Raw genomic sequence first — 18,196 nt, 5'->3', positions numbered from 1 at the left:
GGCGAGTGGGGAAAGCGTTGACCCCCTCTCTTTCTTCTCCCCCCCCCTTCCCCCTCCCCCCCCCCCCCCCCCCCCCCCCCCCCGCTCCGAGGGCCGGTGACCGGCCCCCGACGGCCTAGGCCGGGTCCACCTGGCGCGGCCGGGCCCTCAGCCGCAGGTCATGGGGACGCAGCGTGATGCCGACGCGGGTCGTGTCGCTGGACCCGGGCACCGCTTCGAAGCGCCACCGGGACGCCAGGGTCGCGGTGACCAGGGAGAGCAGTGCCATCGAGAAATGGTCGCTCGGGCACTTGCGGTTGCCCACGCTGAAGGGGCGCATCGCGTACTTCGGGATGTCCTTGGAACGTTCCGGAAGCCAGCGGTCGGGATCGAAATCCAGATGCTCCTGGTACGACCGGGGGTCGCGCTGGATCGCGTACGGGCTGTAGACGATGTCGGCACCGGCCGGAATCCGATAGCCGCCCAGCTCTGTTTCGGCCACCGCGCGCCGCGTCAATATCCATACGGCGGGGCGTAAACGCATCGCCTCGACGACGACATTGTTCGTGTGCGACAGCTTCCGGACGTCGGCGAATCCGACGGGCCGGTCTCCTGCGACGGACCGGACCTCTGCGGCCACTTTGTCCGCCTGTTCCGGATGTTCCGTCAACACTTGAAGCAACCACATGATCGTGGATGCGATGGTTTCGCTGCCGGGGGTCAGTATCGCGACGACTTGGTCGTGGATCTCCTGTTCGTCTATGGGGTCGCCGTCGTCGTTCTTCGCTTCCAGCAATGCCGTCAGCAAATCGTCCGGCTTTTGACCAGATGCCCGCCGCTCGTCGATGATCTCGTCGACAAGCGCGTGCAGATCGGCCAATGCGCGGTCGAATGCGCGTATCGAGGGGAGCGGGAGCCGGTAGAGCGGTCCCGCGGGTATCACCATGCGGCGGTACATGCCGCGGAACACGGTGGCGAGCGCGACGCTCAGCCGCTCCGCGCGCTCGTCCATGAACTGCCCGCGCAGCAGACAGCGGGCGGCGACACGGACCGCGACACGGAACGACTCGGAGGTGCAGTCGACCGCCGCTCCGCTCTCCCAGCGCTCCGCGAAGGCCTTCGACTCCTCCTCCATGATCGGGCCGTACTCGGGGATGATGTCGGCCCGGAACGCGGGCTGGATGGTCCGGCGCTGGCGCCGGTGCAGCGCCCCGTTGGCCGTGGCGACGCCCTGCTTGCCCAGCAGCCCTTCGAGCGACTCCCACAGGGGGCCGCCTATCTCGTAGTCGGGGCTGAGCGCCAGCGCGCCGGTGAGCGCGGGGGTGGTGACGGCGTACACCGTCTTGGGTCCCATCCTGAGCCGCACGACGTCACCGTGGTCGCGCAGCCGGGCGAGGAAGCCCAGCGGGTCGCGGGCCAGTTTCCAGCCGTGCCCGAGGACGGGCAGCCCACCACCGGCGAGGGGCGGGACGGACGGCTCCCCCACCTCGGGCGCCTCGGGTCGTACCGCGTCGACGGTCATTTCTCACCTGCCGCTTCATTGTTGACGTACGGGGGTGTGGAGCGGTCGTCCCAGTTGTCGACCATGTACCGGCCCGACTCGTGGTGGAACCAGTACACGGAGCTGAACCAGTTCCGCATGTTTCCGAGGCACGCTCTGACGGCGTTGCTCGTCTCTTTTCCCCGGACCGTGCCGTCGTCGAGTAATGCGGCGAGCCGTGAGACGTCCTTCTCGGCGTCGAGGAATTGTTCCACGCATTCCTCGACCCGTCGCCTCACTTCGATGACGGCTTCTTCGAGTGTCAGCCCCTCATGGTGAATGAGACTGATCCCGAGATTGTGGACCTCGTCGCCCGCTATTTCTTTGGGGAGCGAACACAGATCGTTGTACCAGGCGGCGAATTCCTGGCTGAGCAGTGCCGCCCGCCGGAATGCCGGATGCCGCCGCACCTCGGCGGGGAGTTCACATCCCGCGCTCGGTTCCAGAAGGTCGGTCCAGATGCGGTGTGCGAAAGTGAGCCGGCGGAGTTCCAGGTATTCCGAGACCGTGGGAACGGTGCCGGAGGTCCGGTTCCGGAACTCCCGGTCGTACGCGTCGATCACCGCGTGGAAGTGACGTGCGAACCGTTTGTTCCAGTGCTCGCCGAGGAACGAGTACAGCCGCACCATGCTGTCGGCGAACCCCGCCACCAGGGGATCCTGGTGGTGCAGATGGTCTCTGGGGGTGTCGAGGGCCGCGTGGAGCCTGATCCTGAGCTTCCGCCAGGCGTTCGCGCGGCCGTGGACGACGTCACGGTCGTGCCGGTCGTCCCAGACGAAGAACCACGCGCTGTAGTCCGCTATCGCCTGCAGGACCTCGTCGGGGGCGCCTATGTAGTAGCCCGCCATGAGGTCCGTGTAGCACAGGCCGTCGGCATACTCCTCGACCTTGTCCGCCGGCATCAGCCGTTTTTCGAGCAGCCAGGTCCTGGTGTTCTCCTGGAGCCTCGGCCAATACGGGTGCAGTTGACGGGGAAACCCGGACTCGATCACCGGGAGATAGAGCGCCGGTGGCACCGCTAGCGCTGTCGATGGAGAGCCGTATGAGAAAGCACGCACGAACAAACCCCTCTCAGCCGCCTGTTGACGTCACGCCCCCTCCCGCTGTGCCGGGCGCGCGCGCCGTTGCGTATCCCCGCACTTCCTATTCAGCACCACAACTGACCGTTCTGGGAACGGATTTGGCCCACTGACTACGCGACCATGCCGAGAATCTCCCCTTGTGTGACTGAATCTGGATCACTGAAGGAGCACAAGGGATCGAACATGCGACGTACATGCGAACGGTGCCTGGTCAGGAGGATCACCTGTCCAGGCACCGTTCGAGTGGACCCACGAGAGTCCGCGCGTCACGCCGGTCAATTTATGTCACAGGGGCGCGGGGCGCCCGCCGAGCCGAGGCTCAGTCGTTCGCCACGGTCGCGTAGCGCGGCTCGTTCTCGGCCATCTGCCGCAGCGCGTCCTTGCGGTCGCGCTTGGAGAGGCGGTCGATGTACAGGTAGCCGTACAGGTGGTCCGTCTCGTGCTGGAGGCAGCGCGCGAAGTAGCCCGTACCGCGCACCCGGATCGGGTTGCCCTTCTCGTCCTGCCCGGTGACCTCGGCGTAGTCCGGGCGGGCGAGCGGCGCGTAGGCGGTCGGCACGGACAGGCAGCCCTCGTTGCTCTCGTCGAGCTGGCGCTGGTCGGCCGGCAGGTCGACGAGCTTCGGGTTGCAGACCACGCCGACGTGCCGCACACCCTGGTCGTCCTGGCAGTCGTAGACGAAGACCTTCAGGTCGACGCCGATCTGATTGGCGGCCAGGCCCACGCCCTCGGCGGTGCGCTGGCTCGCGAACATGTCGGCGACCAACTGGTCCAGATCGTCCCCGAACTCGGTGACGTCCTTGCACTCCTTGTGCAGCACCGGGTTCCCGACCACCGTGATCGGACGCGAGGTGCCGCGCTCGCGGTGGGCGGTCTCGCGCTCCTCGGCGTCCTCGGTGTCGATGACGAAGCCGTCGTCGTCCACGGGGAGCACGCCCACGTGCTGCTGATCGGTGTCCTGCTGCGCCATGACGACGTACGCCTTCCTCAGACCTTGGGATTTTCTGCGACTAAGCCTAAAGGTGCGCTCAGCAGACCTCTTCCAGATCCCGCCAGTCGCGGGAGTCCGGACTGTCGGCGACCCAGCCGTCGAGCAGGCCGCGCACCAGCGAGGCCGGTGCCGCGAGACCGCACTCCCGCTCGGGCACCCAGAGCTGGCCGTCGGTGCGATGGCCGAGCGGACCGGGATGCCCCGGCTCGCTGTGGTCGTGCGGGTCGAGGTGTTCCTCGTCGCCCTCGTCGGAGGGCATGCGGGACTCGGAGCACATCCGGCACAGCAGCCGTACGGACGAGGACCAGTCCTCCGCGGCGAAGCCGGCGTCGGCGGCGAGCCGCTCCAGCGCGTCCCGGTCCTCCTCGGTGGCCGCCTCCAGGAGGACGACCCAGGTCGGCACCGGCGAGGGCGCCCACAGCTCGATCTCGTCGAAGACCGGGTAGGCGTGCCCGGCGGCGGTGGTCCGCTCGCCGTGCGGAACGCCGTCGTGCAGCACGACCTCGCCCCAGCGGCGTCCGGAGGACGGCAGCGGGATCGACAGCACCTCGACGCGGGCGGGGTCCAGCCGGCGCCCCCACACCACCTCGGCCTCGCCCTCCGGCGACAGCCGCACGGCCGCGCTGCCGAGGTCCATGCCCATGGGTTCGCCGGAGACGGCCGCGCCGCCGGGCACCCGCAGCCCGTACGCCTGCCAGGAGCGCCGGGCCAGCGGCCAGTCCTGCAGGGCGGTGGCCGCGATCCCCACGTTCCACCAGTCGGGTGCGCCGGTCTCCCGGTCGAGCAGGGCGACGGCCCGCAGGCCCGCCGCCCGCGCCTGCTCCCAGTCGTGCCGGAACTTGTGCAGCAGGGCCAGGTTGAACCAGGACTCGGACAGCCAGGGCTCCAGGTCCGCGGCACGTGTCAGCAGCGCCCCCGCGTCCTCGTACCGGCCGTCGCCGATCAGCGTGAACGCACGGTCGGTGGCCTGCCGCCATGAGGCGGAGGGCCGGTGTCGTCCCTTGCCGAAGATCCTCACGATTCCCGCCTGCCAGTTTCTTGCGTTGCCCGCCTGCCGGTGCCTCGAAGAGTCCCTGGGAGGCAGTGCAGCCCCGGGCCGGCCGGCGCCCCCTGACACCCTCTCCCTCGCATCCAACCACGTACCTTCGGACGGCCGCTCATTACCCATGGGTTACCCAGCCCTGGGCAAGGTCAGACCGGCCCGGGACAGGACCCGGGCCAGTGACTCCACGACCTCGGGCTGGTAGTCGCGCGCGGTGGCCAGCCGCAGTTTCTCCAGCGCGGTCAGCGGCCCTGTGGGCCCTGCTGCCCGGGCCATCTCCTCGTATGCGTTCACCGTCCGTACGATGCGCGCGGTGACCGGCTGGTCCCGGTACGGATCCGCCTGCCGCTCCACGACGACGGCGACCTCGGCCTCCACCCCGGTCTGCCGGACGACGGCGCCGCCGAGCAGCGCGATGCGCCGCTGCTCGTCCGCCGGGAGCACGGCCGTGGCACCCGCCGGTACGGGGTCGACCAGGCTGAGCTGCCCGATGTCGTGCATCAGCGCCGCGTACTCCAGGACGGTCAGGTCGGGCTCGGACAGGCCCAGCTCGCGGCCCACGGCCCGGCTGAGGGCCGCGACCCGGCGGGCGTGCCCGGCCGGGGTGTACCCGGCGATCTCGGTCGCACGCGCGAGGGAGGCGATCGTCTGCCGGTAGGTGACCCGCACGGCCGCGTAGCGCCGGAAGGAGAGCTGGGTGAGCAGCAGCGGCAGGCAGAAGACGGGCAGCGCCCACAGTCCGACCACCGCGACCGCGAGCGCCATCACGGCCCCGGTCGCGCACACGGCCGAACCGATCCCGAGGGTGGCCCGCAACTCCTCGCGCAGCAGCGGCCCGAACGGCCACCGGGTCCGGGCGTGGGCCGTCGCCGCCGCGAGCACGGCGTCCCACAGGGTGGTGAGGACCAGCAGCGCGACGAGCAGCAGGGCCTGGGCCGAGCCGCCCCACTCCAGCAATCTGCCCCGGTCGTAGAGGGGTTGGAAGCAGACGGCGGCGAAGGCGACGGTCAGGACGCGGCGGGCGAGATGGTCGGGCGTCGGCGCGTCCCCCCGCGCCACGTGCGGGACGCAGCCGATCAGCGCCGCCGCCACCACGACGGCGACGACCTGGAGGACGCCGTGGTCGGTGCGGTGCCCGGCGTTCTCGCCGAGCAGCGCGTAGGCGAGGGCTCCGGCGGCCCCGAGGGGCGCGGACTCGCGCTGTTCGGCCCCGCTCCAGCGGGCGAGCTCGCCGACGGCTATGAGCAGGCCGAAGGCGAGTGCCGTGCCGCGTTCGTCGATGCCCTCCCAGAGGGTGACGCCGAGGGCGAGCAGGCTGAGGGCGAGGGCGAGCGCGCGCACCGCGGTGAGCAGGGCGGGGGTTCCGCCCGCCGACGAGGGACGGGGGATGCGGGCGGGGGCCTCCTGCCGGGAGGCGGTGGCGCTCACGGCGCGCTCCTCCCGACGGTGTCGGACGGATGCCCCGGCGGCAGGCCGGGCAGGCCCGCCGGGGCGGTGTCCGCGGTCACCGCGGGATGCCAGCCGTGCCGGTCGAGGGCCCGTACCAGCGCCGCCACCATCCGGGGGTCGAACTGCGTCCCCGCGCACCGCCCCAGTTCGTCGAGCGCCGCCCCGACCGGGCGGGCCCTGCGGTAGGAGCGGGTCGAGGTCATGGCGTCGAACGCGTCGGCGACGGCCACCACCCGGGCGAACTCCGGGATCTGCGGTCCCGCGAGACCGTACGGATATCCGCTTCCGTCCAGCCGCTCGTGGTGGTGCAGGATCGCCGAGCGGGCCTCGCCGAGGAACCCGATCCCGCGGACCATCTCGTGCCCGTACTCGGGGTGCAGTTCGATGACCTGCCGCTCCTCGGGTGTCAGCGGTCCGTCCTTGCGCAGCAGCCGGGTGGGGACGCCGAGTTTTCCGACGTCGTGCAGGATGCCGGCGAACCGCAGCACCTCGACCCGCTCGTCGTGCATGCCCAGCTCACGGGCGATCATCACGGAGGCCCGGCCGACCCGCTCGCTGTGTCCGCGGGTGTAGCCGTCCTTGATGTCGACGGCCTGGACGAGGGCGCGGATGGTGGCCTGGTGGGCGGCCCGCTCGCGGTGGTACTGGGCGAAGACCCAGCAGGAGACGTACATCGGCAGCAGGACGAGGAGCGCGGCGACGGGTCCGTACGGGCTGCGCCAGAGCACCGCCATCATCAGTCCGGCGAGGCCGTGCACGGCGACCGGGGCCAGTGAGCGCGCGAAGAGTCCGTGCCAGGCCCCGCGCACCGGGGCGCGTTCGGCCAGCGCGAGGATCCCGCCGTCGAGCACGGTGAGCGCGGCGCAGAAGGTGAGCACGGCGGCCCCGGCGGGCACGAGCGCGTACGGGAAGTCGGGCGTGTCGAGCGCGTTCCGGCCGCCGAGCGCCCCGTATGTCCGGGACGCGGCCCAGACGGCGAGGGTGAGCTGCGCGGCGCGCCAGATCCGGCGCGGGCCGCGCGGGCGCTGTTCGATCCGGGCGAGCAGGGCCCCGGGCAGCGCGACGAGGGCGGCGGCGGGCGCGGGCAGCAGGAAGGCGCCGGCCAGCAGCACGGGGAGGAAGGTGCCCATTCCCTGCGTGGTGTCGCCGGGGGCGCCGGCTCCGTGCGGCCGGAGCTGCAGGGTGAGGCGCTCGCAGCCCGCGTACAGGACGGCGAGCAGCGCGACGATCTCCCAGGGCACGCTCACCTGCGGCAGGGGAGCCAGGCAGGCGAGTGCCAGGAGGACGACACCGGCCACGTACGCACGGGCCCACGCCGGAACCGAACCCATCCCCGAAACCTCCCCCGTACCTCCCCCGTTGTCAGGGCGGAGCCTAGGGCGGCAGGAAGAGGACGGGGACGGGTATGTACGAATCCGCGGGCTCCAGGCCCGCGGATTAGCACGTTCGGGTGATAAACGGAGGGCCCGGAGACTTTCGCCGCGGCCGGCGCGACCCTCGCGACGGAGGGCCGCCGGAGGTCAGGACTCCTGGGCCGTCGCGGTCACGTCGTGCTCGGGCACGGCCTGTCCGGAGCGGATCAGATCGATGCGTCCCATGACCTTGGCCCGCAGGTCGGTGGGCACGTCGTCATGGCCGCAGCACCGCTTGACCAGCTTCTTGACGGCCTGCTCCAGGCCGTACTTCTCCAGGCACGGAGAGCACTCCTCGAAGTGGACCTCGAACTTGGTGCAGTCCGCGTCCGGCATCTCATGATCGAGGAACTCGTACAGATGATCGAGTACCTCACTGCAATCCGTCTCGTGCGGCTCTCCGCAGCTCATGAGCCCGAGCCTTTCGCTTCGTTCGACTCTCCGGCGCCGGCGGGGACCAGCCCGCGGTCACGGGCGTAGTCCTCCAGCATGCCGCGCAGTTGGCGACGGCCCCGGTGCAGCCGGGACATCACCGTACCGATGGGTGTCCCCATGATGTCCGCGATCTCCTTGTACGCAAAGCCCTCTACGTCCGCGAGATAGACGGCGATGCGGAATTCCTCGGGGATCGCCTGCAGCGCTTCCTTCACGTCGGAGTCGGGCAGGTGGTCCAGCGCCTGCGACTCGGCGGAACGGAGGCCGGTCGACATGTGCGACTCGGCGCGCGCGAGCTGCCAGTCCTCGATCTCCTCGGCCGCGCTGCGCTGGGGTTCGCGCTGCTTCTTGCGGTACGAGTTGATGAAGGTGTTGGTGAGAATGCGGTACAGCCACGCCTTGAGGTTCGTGCCCTCGCGGAACTGGTGGAACGACGCGTACGCCTTGGCGTACGTCTCCTGCACCAGGTCCTCGGCGTCGGCCGGATTGCGTGTCATACGCAGGGCCGCCGAGTACATCTGGTCGAGGAATTCGAGCGCGTCCCGCTCGAAGCGCGCGGTGCGCTCGGCGGAGGTCTCCGCCGTCGCGTCGCTCGTGCCCTGGCCCTCGGGCTGCTCCGCCTGGCCGTTTTCGGTCCCTGCGTCGGTCCCAGTGACCGGACCCACCTCCTCCAGCGACGTAGCGAGACCGAGACCGGTCCCACTGGAATCGGAGGATAGACGAACATCATGCCCGCCCGCCGCCCGAATCGGGGCGTTCTTGCCCGCGTGCAGCACCGTCCAGTCCAGGTCAGCGCGGCTGCTGCGGCTCGGGCAGAAGGTCGAACCCATGCGGCGGACTTCCTCTCGTACGAACGGTGCAGCACGCTGCGTGCTGTCTGATCCGCACAACAGAAGTCCGTCACCCCGCATTCCCGGCCGTCACCCGAGTGACGCGGCCCACCCCACGACACCGTCCGTGATGATCTTCAGGGCCTCCTCCTCGCCGAGCGGAGCCCGCTTCGGGACGGCGAAGCCGTGATCTCCGTAGGGCACTTCGACCAGCTCGTACGAGCCTTGCGGGAACTCCTCCGGGCGGCCGAACGGGTCGTTGCCGCCCTGGACGACGAGGGTGGGCACCCCGGCGCCGAGCAGTTCGGCGGCGCGGGACTTCTCCGGCCGGCCCGGCGGGTGCAGGGGGAAGCTCAGGGCGAGCACGGCGGCGGCGCCCAGCTCCACCGCGGTCCTGCACGCGACCCGGGCACCCGCGCTGCGGCCTCCGGAGATCACGGGCAGCCCCCGCTCCGCCAGCGCGGGCCACACCCCCCGCCATCCCACGTCCAGCGTCTTCGGCGCGGGGGCCACCTTCTTCCCGGCCACCCGCCAGGGCTGTTCGACGAGCGCCACGCTCACCCCATGAACGGGGAGCACCTCCGCGAGGGCCCGCAGGTCCCGGGCCTCGATGCCGCCGCCCGCGCCATGGCTCGCGGCCAGCACGAGCCGCGCCTTCGCCGCCCCGTGCCAGGTGATCCGGGCCGTACCGGCACCGGTCTCGATGGTCTCGCTGGTCCCGCTCACGTCGCTGATCCTCGCCACGTCAGAAGAGTGTGCCCTCCTCGGGCCCTTCGAGCTCCTTCAGCAGCTCCGCGCCGTTGTTGCGGACGTTGCTGACCGCGGTGGACACGGGGTACGCGCGCATCAGCCCGGTGGGCGGCGGCGCGAGCAGGTCACGGAGCTCGTCCGGGTCCGTACGGGCGGGGTCGAGCCAGTGGTCCCAGCGGTCGGGGGTGAGCATCAGGGGCATCCGGGGGTGGATGTCGGCCAGGGCCCGCGGGCCCTCGGCGGGGCCCACCGCGAGCGGTGCCGTCTCCGCCTCGGTCGTGATGACCGAGCAGGTCACCCACCAGGCCAGCGGGTGCTCGTCCGGCAGGGTCCGGTCGCGCCAGAACTCGTACAGTCCCGCCATCGCGAAGACCGAACCGTCCGCCGGCGTCACGAAGTACGGCTGCTTGCGGGGCCGCTTCTTCCTGCCCTCGACCTCCAGCTCGCGCTCCGCCCCGCCGGTGACCCATTCGTAGTAGCCGTCGGCGGGGATGACGCAGCGCCGGGTGCTGAAAGCGCGGCGGTACGAGGGCTTCTCGTGCACCGTCTCGGCGCGCGCGTTGATCATCCGGGCGGCGCCCTCGGGCGTCTTGGACCACGACGGGACCAGTCCCCACTTGAGCCTGCGGAGCTGGCGAACCGGTCTCGGGCTGTCCGCGTCCTTCACAGGGCGGTCGAGGACGACGTAGACCTCCTTGGTCGGAGCCACGTTGTAGTCGGGCGCCAGGGTCTCCTCGGGGTCCCACTTCTCGACCTCAAAGGTTGCTGCGAGATCCTCGGGTCCACGACTGGCTGCATACCGTCCGCACATACGTGCAACACTGCCAGATTCCGCGCCGCGAAAGGGAGCCACCGCCGACAATGGACAGCACCGCATCCACCTCGCTGGCCTCGCTCAGCTCCCTGTGGGACGAGGTGTTCGGCACCCAGCCGGACCCCGACCTGTGGGTCGTGATCGCCACCATGGTCGCGGCCCTCGCGGCGATCCTCCCGCACGCCGTGTGGCGGGTCTCCCGCAACGCCATCACCATCGCCCACGAGGGCGGCCACGGCCTGGTCGCCCTGCTCACCGGGCGCAGCCTCAGCGGTATCCGGCTGCACTCCGACACCAGCGGCCTCACGGTCAGCCGCGGCAAGCCGACCGGCCTCGGCATGATCCTCACCGCGGCCGCGGGCTACACCGCTCCCCCGCTGCTCGGGCTCGGCGGCGCCGCGCTGCTCGGCGCCGGGCACATCACCCTGCTGCTGTGGGTGGCCACGGCCCTGCTCATAGCCATGCTGGTGATGATCCGCAACGCGTACGGCGCGCTCACCGTGATCCTCACCGGCGGCACCTTCCTGCTGGTGTCCTGGCTCGCCGGACCCCAGGTACAGGCAGCGTTCGCGTACGCCGTGGTGTGGTTCCTGCTCCTCGGCGGCGTCCGCCCGGCCTTCGAACTCCAAGCCAAGCGGAGGCGCGGCGGCGCGGGCGACTCCGACGCCGACCAGCTCTCGCGGCTGACCCACGTGCCGGCCGGGCTGTGGCTCTTCCTCTTCCACGCCGTGTCGCTGTGCTCCCTGATGGGCGGCGGACGCTGGCTGCTGGAACTGTGAGCGGCGGGCCGCGGATCCTCCGGGGGCGCGGGGCCGTTCGAAGGGCCCCGGCCCCGGTCGACATGCCCTGAGCTGTGCCGGGAACCGGCGGGGCCGGTCCCGGGACAGGCCCCGCCCGGCTCCCCCGGGCGGGCGTCACCGGCGGTGACGGACCCGCGGCCCCCCGGCGCCCTGCCACTAAAGTGGGGCGCATGACCGTGAACCCCGCCCACACCGCCCTCTGGCCAGCCCCGCACGCAAGCGGAGCCGTCGACGCGACGGTTCACGTGCCGGGGTCCAAGTCGGTCACCAACCGCGCTCTCGTCCTGGCCGCGCTGGCCTCCGAACCGGGCTGGCTGCGCCGCCCGCTGCGTTCCCGCGACACCCTGCTGATGGCCGGCGCGCTGCGCGCGATGGGCGTCGGCATCGAGGAGACCGTCGCCTCCAGCTCGACCGTCGCGGCCGGTCCGGACGCCTCCGGCGAGGCCTGGCGTGTCATCCCCTCGGGCCTGCGCGGCCCGGCCACGGTCGATGTCGGCAACGCCGGCACCGTCATGCGCTTCCTGCCTCCCGTCGCCGCGCTCGCGGACGGTCCCATCCGCTTCGACGGCGACCCGCGGTCGTACGAGCGTCCGCTGCACGGCGTGATCGACGCGCTGCGTCTGCTCGGCGCCCGGATCGACGACGACGCCCGCGGCGCGCTGCCGCTGACGGTGCACGGCGGTGGCGCCCTGGACGGCGGCCCGGTGGAGATCGACGCGTCGTCGTCCTCCCAGTTCGTGTCCGCCCTGCTGCTCTCCGCCCCGCGCTTCAACCAGGGCGTCGAGGTCCGGCACACCGGCTCGACGCTCCCGTCCATGCCGCACATCCGGATGACCGTGGACATGCTGCGCGCCGTCGGCGCGCAGGTGGACACCCCGGAGTCGGGCGGTGAGCCGAACGTGTGGCGGGTGACGCCGGGGGCGCTGCTCGGCCGCGACCTGATCATCGAGCCGGACCTGTCGAACGCCCAGCCGTTCCTGGCGGCGGCGCTGGTGACCGGCGGCACGGTCGTGATCCCCGACTGGCCCGCCCACACCACCCAGCCCGGCGATCGGCTGCGGGAGATCTTCACCGAGATGGGTGGTTCCTGCGAACTGACCGAGGCCGGACTGCAGTTCACCGGTTCGGGTGCCATCCACGGCATCGACGTGGACCTGGGCGAGGTCGGTGAGCTCACCCCGGGCATCGCCGCGGTCGCGGCGCTCGCCGACTCCCCCTCCACCCTGCGGGGCGTGGCCCATCTGCGGCTGCACGAGACGGACCGGCTGGCCGCGCTCACCAAGGAGATCAACGAACTCGGCGGCGATGTCACCGAGACCGCCGACGGCCTGCACATCCGGCCGCGCCGGCTGCACGGCGGCATCTTCCACACGTACGACGACCACCGCATGGCGACGGCCGGAGCGATCATCGGGCTGGCGGTGGAGGGCGTCCAGATCGAGAACGTGGCGACGACCGCGAAGACCCTGCCCGACTTCCCCGACCTGTGGACCGGGATGCTCGGGAACTGACGGGCGGACCTGGATCATGCGCCGTTACGGCAAGCACACCGACGAGGACGACATCCGCCAGCGGCCGAACCGCAAGGGCAACCGTCCGCGTACGAACATCCGCCCCAAGCACGAGGAGGCCGTCGAGGGCATGGTCCTGACGGTCGACCGCGGCCGGCTGACCTGCCTGGTCGAGGGCCGCGCCGTGACGGCGATGAAGGCACGCGAACTGGGCCGCAAGGCCGCGGTGGTCGGCGACCGGGTGGCCATCGTGGGCGACCTGTCCGGGGAGAAGGACACCCTCGCCCGCATCGTCCGCATCGAGCCCCGCACCTCGGTGCTGCGCCGCACGGCCGACGACGACGACCCGTACGAGCGTGTCGTCGTCGCCAACGCCGACCAGCTCGCCATCGTCACCGCCCTCGCCGACCCCGAGCCGCGTCCCCGTCTGATCGACCGCTGCCTGGTGGCGGCCTTCGACGGCGGCCTGACCCCGCTCCTCGTGCTCACGAAGTCGGACCTGGCCCCGCCGGACAAGTTCCTGGAGCTGTACGGCGCGCTGGACATCCCGTACGTGGTGACCAGCCGCGAGGAACTGCGGACCGAGGCCGCCGCCGACCTGGTGCGCGAGCAACTGGACGGCAGGATCACGGCGTTCGTGGGTCACTCGGGCGTCGGCAAGACCACTCTGGTGAACGCGCTGGTGCCGCCCGAGCAGCGCCGGACGACCGGTCACGTCAACGCGGTCACCGGGCGCGGCCGGCACACGACCACCTCGGCGCTGGCCCTGCCGCTCGCGGGCAGCGGCGGCGGCTGGGTGGTGGACACCCCGGGTGTCCGGTCCTTCGGCCTGAACCACGTCGATCCGTCCCGGGTCATCCATGCCTTCCCGGATCTGGAACCCGGCACCGAGGGCTGCCCCCGCGCGTGCAGTCACGACGAGCCGGACTGCGCGCTCGACCAGTGGGTGGCCGACGGCCACGCGGACCCGCAGCGGCTGTACTCGCTGCGCCGGCTGCTGGCCACGCGGGAGCGCCACGAGGGCGACTGACGTCCCCGTGTTTGCGTACGCCCGCCGTCGGTAAGGGCTTCTCCGGGTCGGTGAATGCATAATCGCACCGAGCCGGTCCGGACCAGCCGAAGCAGTCGACGTGCGATGCGGGAGGACAAGAAATGGCGTGGCTGCTGGTCGTTGTGGCGGGACTGCTCGAAACCGGCTTCGCCGTCTGCCTGAAGCTCTCCCACGGCTTCACCAGATTCTGGCCGACCGTCGCCTTCTGCGTCTTCGCCCTGGGCAGCTTCGGTCTGCTGACCCTCTCCCTGAAGAAGCTCGACGTCGGTCCCGCCTACGCGGTGTGGACCGGCATCGGCGCGGCCGGCACCGCCATCTACGGCATGATCTTCCTCGACGACCTGGTCTCGGTCCTCAAGATCGTCTCGATCAGCCTGGTCATCATCGGCGTCATCGGGCTCCAGTTGTCGGGGTCGGCGCACTGAGCTCGCACCCTCCGGGCGCCGTCGAGCCGGCGGGGCCCGTCCGTCCCTGCGCGTCGGCGCGCTTCAGACCCCCAGCCGGTGGGACGGCGCGAGCGCTGTTCTGACCAGTTCCGTGACACCGCCCCGGGCGGGCGGCGCGACGACACACGACAGCGCGAGCCTGGCCACCAGTTCGCAGGCCCGTGCCGCCTCGGGGGTGTCCGCCCGGGACAGGGCGAGCGCGGCGACCGCGCGGTCGCGGACCAGGGTCACGAAGTCGGCGGGTGAGGGCAGCGGCCCGTCGGCCCGCCGCTGCGCCGGAACCACGGACGACGACGGCACCGGGGACAGCGCGGGCGAGGGCAGCCGCTCGCTCCAGCAACCGGTCAGCATCGCCCGTACCAACGCGTTGCTGCGGGCCGTCGACGTGGTCCACTCGGCGGTCGCGGCCAGCCGGTCCCGCGCGTCCGTGTGCGCGGCCAGGGCCCGGTCGACACCGGCGAGATAGGCGTCGGCCTCCCGTCGTACGAGGGCGCGCGCGAGGCCTTCCTTGCTCCCGAACTCGTTGTAGAGCGTCTGGCGTGACACCCCGGCCACCGCGGCCACGTCCACCATCCGCACTGCGGACCACGGCCTGCGCGCGAGTGCCGTATAGGCGGCGTCCAAGAGCGATTCGCGCGCTGCGGGCATCATCGCCTCCTCGGGGCGAGCGGCTCTGGAGCCAGGTTTGACGCGTGCGGGAGCACTGTCAAGGGGTCGCGGCGGTCCCGAGGGGCGCGCGGCCGACGCCACGCGCGGCCGGACCGGGCACGAGCCCCGGGACCGTGCCCCGAGGGGGCGGCCGTCCCCGTGATCGCCCGGCGGTCCTGTGTAGCCCCGTCCCGACGCGGGCAGATACGGTTCACCCATGCCCGACTACCGCGATGACCTGCGCCTCGCCCATGTCCTGGCGGACGCCGCCGACGCCGCGACGATGGACCGCTTCAAGGCACTCGACCTGAAGGTCGAGACGAAGCCGGACATGACGCCGGTGAGCGAGGCCGACAAGGCCGCCGAGGAACTCATCCGCGGCCACCTCCAGCGGGCCAGGCCGCGTGACGCGGTCCTGGGCGAGGAGTACGGCATCGAGGGCACGGGCCCGCGCCGCTGGGTCGTCGACCCGATCGACGGCACCAAGAACTACGTCCGCGGTGTGCCGGTGTGGGCCACGCTGATCTCCCTGATGGAGGCGGGCGAGGGCGGCTACCAGCCGGTCGTCGGCGTCGTCTCGGCCCCCGCGCTGGGCCGTCGCTGGTGGGCGGCGAAGGGGCACGGCGCGTTCACCGGCCGCAGCCTGTCCTCCGCGACCCGGCTGAAGGTGTCCAGCGTCTCGCGGACGGCCGACGCGTCCTTCGCCTACTCCTCGCTGTCCGGCTGGGAGGACCAGGGCCGTCTGGACGGCTTCCTCGATCTCACGAAGGCGGTCTGGCGCACCCGCGGTTACGGCGACTTCTGGCCGTACATGATGGTCGCCGAGGGTTCGGTCGACATCTGCGCCGAACCCGAGCTGTCGCTCTGGGACATGGCGGCGAACGCGATCATCGTGACCGAGGCGGGCGGCATGTTCACCGGCCTCGACGGACGCCCCGGCCCCCACAGCGGCAACGCGGCGGCGTCGAACGGCCTCCTGCACGACGAGATGCTGGGATATCTGAACCAGCGCTACTGACCGGCGGGCGGTGGGCGTGATGTGACGGTGACTCACATCGCGGTCGCGCGATGCGATGCTGCGGACATGCCTGAGGAATCGCTCGCCGAGCGGCCCGCTCCGCTGCCCACCGTGTCGCCGTCGGCCTCCGGATCCGGGCGAGGGCTCCGGTCGCCTGGAGCCCGGGCGGCGGCTTGGCTGGCCGCCGGGATCGTGATCGGGGCGGGTGCCGTCGCGCTGGCCTGGAATCTGTCCGGGCCCGCCGACGAACCGGCGTTCACGCTGGTGGGACAGGTGCAGGTCGCGGGCGATCCCGGAGCCTCGGGGTCGTGCGCCGGCGATCACGAGTACGGCGACCTCGCGAAGGGCGCCCCGGTGACCGTCTTCGACTCGGCGGGCCGGGTCGTCGCGACCGGGTCGCTGGGAAGCGGCGTCTACGACGCCTTCGCGCGGTGCGTGTTCCCGGTGGCCGTACGGGGGGTGCCGGGCGGCTCGGCCTCGTACTCGGTGCGGATCAGCCTGCACGGGAAGACGGAGATCACGAACGAGGTGGCGCGGACGGGGGGCCTGGTCGTGAAGCTCGGGCTCAAGTGAACGGGGGGGGGCCTGGCGGCGCGTCGGGGCAGGGTGAGCCGGACTCCGGGGCGCGTCGGTGGGTGGAGCCGGACTTTGTGGCACGTCGGGCCACGGTGAGCCGGACTCCGTGACGCGTCGGGCCACGGTGAGCCGTGACCGACCGAGTGCGTACCGAGCCCGTACCGAGCCCGACCGGGCGCGCGGCGGGCGATGCGGGCCGGCCCCGGGGCACGGCACGTGGTCACGGCCCGCTGGACAACTCGTCCGGGGGCCGGACAACTGAACCGCCCCCGCCGGTGTCCACGGGGCGTCTGAGCAGCCCTGTCCGAGTGCGGGACTGATGAGCAACCCCGGGCGCCCCCGAACTCGCGGCACGCGCCCCCTTGTTGACCCTCTCTTTAACTGCGACTCTGAGAGCTCCCCCACTTGTGAACTTGTGAACCGCTTCTCTTTGTGCTCCCCGGAGGAGCCGGAGAGCCCGCGGCTCACCGAGGAGGTGGCTCCAGACCATGCTCGTCCGCGACGCCATGAGCACGGTGGTCCTCACCATCGGCCCGACACACACCCTCCGACAGGCGGCCCGTCTGATGTCCGCACGTCACGTCGGCGCGGCGGTGGTCCTCGACGAGGACTCCTCCGGCCTCGGCATCCTCACCGAGCGCGACATCCTCAACTCCCTCGCCCACGGCCAGAACCCGGACTCGGAGACCGCGGGCAGCCACACCACCACCGACGTCGTCTTCGCGGCGCCCACCTGGACCTTGGAGGAGGCCGCGGCCGCGATGTCGCACGGCGGCTTCCGGCATCTGATCGTGCTCGACGGCAGCGGACCGCTGGGCATCGTCTCGGTCCGCGACATCATCCGCTGCTGGGCCCCCGTCCGGCAGCAGGTACCGGCCTGATCCCCCGGCGGGCCTGAACCCCTTCCGGACCGGAGGGGTTCAGGCCCGCCGTCCGCCGCAGGAACACGGCGCTCGTAGCTCGTGACAGCCGTGGACATTGTCCAAGTCAGGGCAAGATCTAAAATCACACCTGTTCGGGATCTGGTTCACCTGCTGTTACGCTGACCTGTATGAGTGACCTGTTGGAACGACTGCGCGGACGCGGATGGCGCCTGACCGCGCAGCGACGTGTCGTGGCCGAGGTCCTCGACGGCGACCACGTCCACCTGACGGCCGACGAGGTGCACGCCCGCGCCGTCGCCAAGCTGCCCGAGATCTCCCGGGCGACCGTCTACAACACGCTGGGTGAGCTGGTCTCGCTCGGCGAGGTGCTGGAAGTCGCCACGGACAAGCGCGCCAAGCGGTACGACCCGAACGCGCACCGTCCGCACCACCACCTGGTGTGCGCGCGATGCGGGGCGATCCGCGACGTCCACCCGATCGGCAACCCGCTCGGCGACCTCCCCGACTCGGAACGTTTCGGCTTCACCGTCTCGGACGTCGAGGTGACGTACCGGGGCGTCTGCCCCGACTGCGCGGCCGTCGCTGCCTAGGGCCTGTCGGCACACCGAGGTCCACACGGCCGGCCCCTCAGGGGAGCCGGCCTCCGCTGTCCCCTGATGCTTCGCTCCGGCGGTTCACTGTCTGCTGCCGCATTGGCTTCCGCGGTTCGCCGCTCGCCGTCGCGTTCGCTGCTCGCCTCCGCGGTTCACTGTTCGCTCCCGCGTTTCCGCACAACTCTGCAAACGAACCGAGGGCCGGAACCCTTTCGGATTCCGGCCCTCGGCCTTCAGTAGCGGGGACAGGATTTGAACCTGCGACCTCTGGGTTATGAGCCCAGCGAGCTACCGAGCTGCTCCACCCCGCGTCGATGAACTGAACAGTACGTCAAGAACGTGGCC

The 18,196-nt window shown here is 71.4% G+C and carries 19 protein-coding genes and 1 tRNA gene; 8 read left to right on the top strand and 12 right to left on the bottom strand.

The annotated features are described in order from the left end of the window. Window positions 1-115: 115 nt before the first annotated feature. The 10 genes from ACZ4TO_RS22670 to ACZ4TO_RS22625 form a co-directional block, all read right to left on the bottom strand. On the bottom strand, window positions 116-1,501 hold the full coding sequence (locus ACZ4TO_RS22670) for a bifunctional albaflavenone monooxygenase/terpene synthase (RefSeq protein WP_382787583.1): 1,386 nt from the start codon (window positions 1,499-1,501) through the stop codon (window positions 116-118). Beyond that, window positions 1,498-2,577, bottom strand: coding sequence for an epi-isozizaene synthase (cyc1, locus tag ACZ4TO_RS22665; RefSeq protein WP_468025068.1), 1,080 nt, complete (start codon window positions 2,575-2,577; stop codon window positions 1,498-1,500). Before cyc1 ends, ACZ4TO_RS22670 begins: the two co-directional genes overlap by 4 nt. 343 nt (window positions 2,578-2,920) lie before the next feature. After that, window positions 2,921-3,571, bottom strand: a complete 651-nt coding sequence (def, locus tag ACZ4TO_RS22660) for a peptide deformylase (protein WP_382787587.1) — start codon at window positions 3,569-3,571, stop codon at window positions 2,921-2,923. Between the two features lie 58 nt (window positions 3,572-3,629). Further along, complete coding sequence (locus ACZ4TO_RS22655; RefSeq protein WP_382787589.1) at window positions 3,630-4,610, bottom strand: tetratricopeptide repeat protein; 981 nt, start codon at window positions 4,608-4,610, stop codon at window positions 3,630-3,632. A gap of 153 nt (window positions 4,611-4,763) precedes the next feature. Then, a complete protein-coding gene (locus ACZ4TO_RS22650; RefSeq protein ID WP_468025067.1) occupies window positions 4,764-5,975 on the bottom strand; it encodes an HD-GYP domain-containing protein in 1,212 nt (403 codons plus the stop codon). Window positions 5,976-6,058: 83 nt separating this feature from the next. Continuing rightward, window positions 6,059-7,414 (bottom strand): HD-GYP domain-containing protein, encoded by a 1,356-nt coding sequence (locus tag ACZ4TO_RS22645; protein ID WP_468025049.1) that lies wholly within the window; start codon window positions 7,412-7,414, stop codon window positions 6,059-6,061. A gap of 189 nt (window positions 7,415-7,603) precedes the next feature. Then, window positions 7,604-7,906: a mycothiol system anti-sigma-R factor gene (gene rsrA, locus ACZ4TO_RS22640; protein WP_328448430.1), complete on the bottom strand. Its 303-nt coding sequence runs from the start codon at window positions 7,904-7,906 to the stop codon at window positions 7,604-7,606. Continuing rightward, complete coding sequence (gene sigR, locus ACZ4TO_RS22635) at window positions 7,903-8,595, bottom strand: RNA polymerase sigma factor SigR (protein ID WP_326790805.1); 693 nt, start codon at window positions 8,593-8,595, stop codon at window positions 7,903-7,905. Before sigR ends, rsrA begins: the two co-directional genes overlap by 4 nt. A 255-nt stretch (window positions 8,596-8,850) precedes the next feature. Further along, window positions 8,851-9,486 (bottom strand): alpha/beta hydrolase family protein, encoded by a 636-nt coding sequence (locus tag ACZ4TO_RS22630; RefSeq protein ID WP_468025048.1) that lies wholly within the window; start codon window positions 9,484-9,486, stop codon window positions 8,851-8,853. 19 nt (window positions 9,487-9,505) lie between these two features. After that, the gene (locus ACZ4TO_RS22625) at window positions 9,506-10,321 is read right to left on the bottom strand and encodes an SOS response-associated peptidase (RefSeq protein ID WP_382787596.1); all 816 of its coding nucleotides are present in this window, start codon (window positions 10,319-10,321) and stop codon (window positions 9,506-9,508) included. A 50-nt stretch (window positions 10,322-10,371) separates the two neighbouring features. Between ACZ4TO_RS22625 and ACZ4TO_RS22620 the strand changes: the two genes are divergently transcribed. From ACZ4TO_RS22620 to ACZ4TO_RS22605, 4 genes are all read left to right on the top strand, one after another. After that, window positions 10,372-11,103, top strand: coding sequence for a M50 family metallopeptidase (locus tag ACZ4TO_RS22620; RefSeq protein WP_382787598.1), 732 nt, complete (start codon window positions 10,372-10,374; stop codon window positions 11,101-11,103). Between the two features lie 191 nt (window positions 11,104-11,294). Next, on the top strand, window positions 11,295-12,635 hold the full coding sequence (gene aroA / locus ACZ4TO_RS22615) for a 3-phosphoshikimate 1-carboxyvinyltransferase (RefSeq protein ID WP_355771410.1): 1,341 nt from the start codon (window positions 11,295-11,297) through the stop codon (window positions 12,633-12,635). 16 nt (window positions 12,636-12,651) lie between these two features. After that, entirely contained in the window at window positions 12,652-13,665 is a 1,014-nt protein-coding gene (gene rsgA / locus ACZ4TO_RS22610; RefSeq protein ID WP_382787602.1) for a ribosome small subunit-dependent GTPase A, read from the top strand. Window positions 13,666-13,787: 122 nt separating this feature from the next. Continuing rightward, on the top strand, window positions 13,788-14,111 hold the full coding sequence (locus ACZ4TO_RS22605; protein WP_382787604.1) for a DMT family transporter: 324 nt from the start codon (window positions 13,788-13,790) through the stop codon (window positions 14,109-14,111). 63 nt (window positions 14,112-14,174) lie between these two features. On the opposite strand, the gene ACZ4TO_RS22600 is transcribed toward ACZ4TO_RS22605, so the two are convergent. Beyond that, on the bottom strand, window positions 14,175-14,783 hold the full coding sequence (locus tag ACZ4TO_RS22600) for a TetR/AcrR family transcriptional regulator (protein ID WP_382787605.1): 609 nt from the start codon (window positions 14,781-14,783) through the stop codon (window positions 14,175-14,177). Between the two features lie 214 nt (window positions 14,784-14,997). Here ACZ4TO_RS22600 and hisN point away from each other — a divergent pair, with 214 nt between their 5' ends. The 4 genes from hisN (at window position 14,998) to ACZ4TO_RS22580 (ending at window position 17,848) form a co-directional block, all read left to right on the top strand. Then, on the top strand, window positions 14,998-15,798 hold the full coding sequence (gene hisN / locus ACZ4TO_RS22595) for a histidinol-phosphatase (protein WP_382787607.1): 801 nt from the start codon (window positions 14,998-15,000) through the stop codon (window positions 15,796-15,798). A gap of 66 nt (window positions 15,799-15,864) precedes the next feature. Further along, a complete protein-coding gene (locus tag ACZ4TO_RS22590; protein WP_468025047.1) occupies window positions 15,865-16,371 on the top strand; it encodes a hypothetical protein in 507 nt (168 codons plus the stop codon). Window positions 16,372-16,862: 491 nt separating this feature from the next. After that, the gene (locus ACZ4TO_RS22585; RefSeq protein ID WP_382787611.1) at window positions 16,863-17,255 is read left to right on the top strand and encodes a CBS domain-containing protein; all 393 of its coding nucleotides are present in this window, start codon (window positions 16,863-16,865) and stop codon (window positions 17,253-17,255) included. Window positions 17,256-17,425: 170 nt separating this feature from the next. Continuing rightward, window positions 17,426-17,848: a Fur family transcriptional regulator gene (locus tag ACZ4TO_RS22580; RefSeq protein WP_382787613.1), complete on the top strand. Its 423-nt coding sequence runs from the start codon at window positions 17,426-17,428 to the stop codon at window positions 17,846-17,848. Window positions 17,849-18,088: 240 nt separating this feature from the next. Here ACZ4TO_RS22580 and ACZ4TO_RS22575 read toward each other — a convergent pair. Further along, a tRNA-Met gene (locus ACZ4TO_RS22575) sits at window positions 18,089-18,162 on the bottom strand. Window positions 18,163-18,196 lie beyond the last annotated feature (34 nt).

The sequence above is a fragment of the Streptomyces sp. NPDC028298 genome (assembly GCF_055565895.1).
This window is presented reverse-complemented; position numbering and strand designations above follow the sequence as displayed.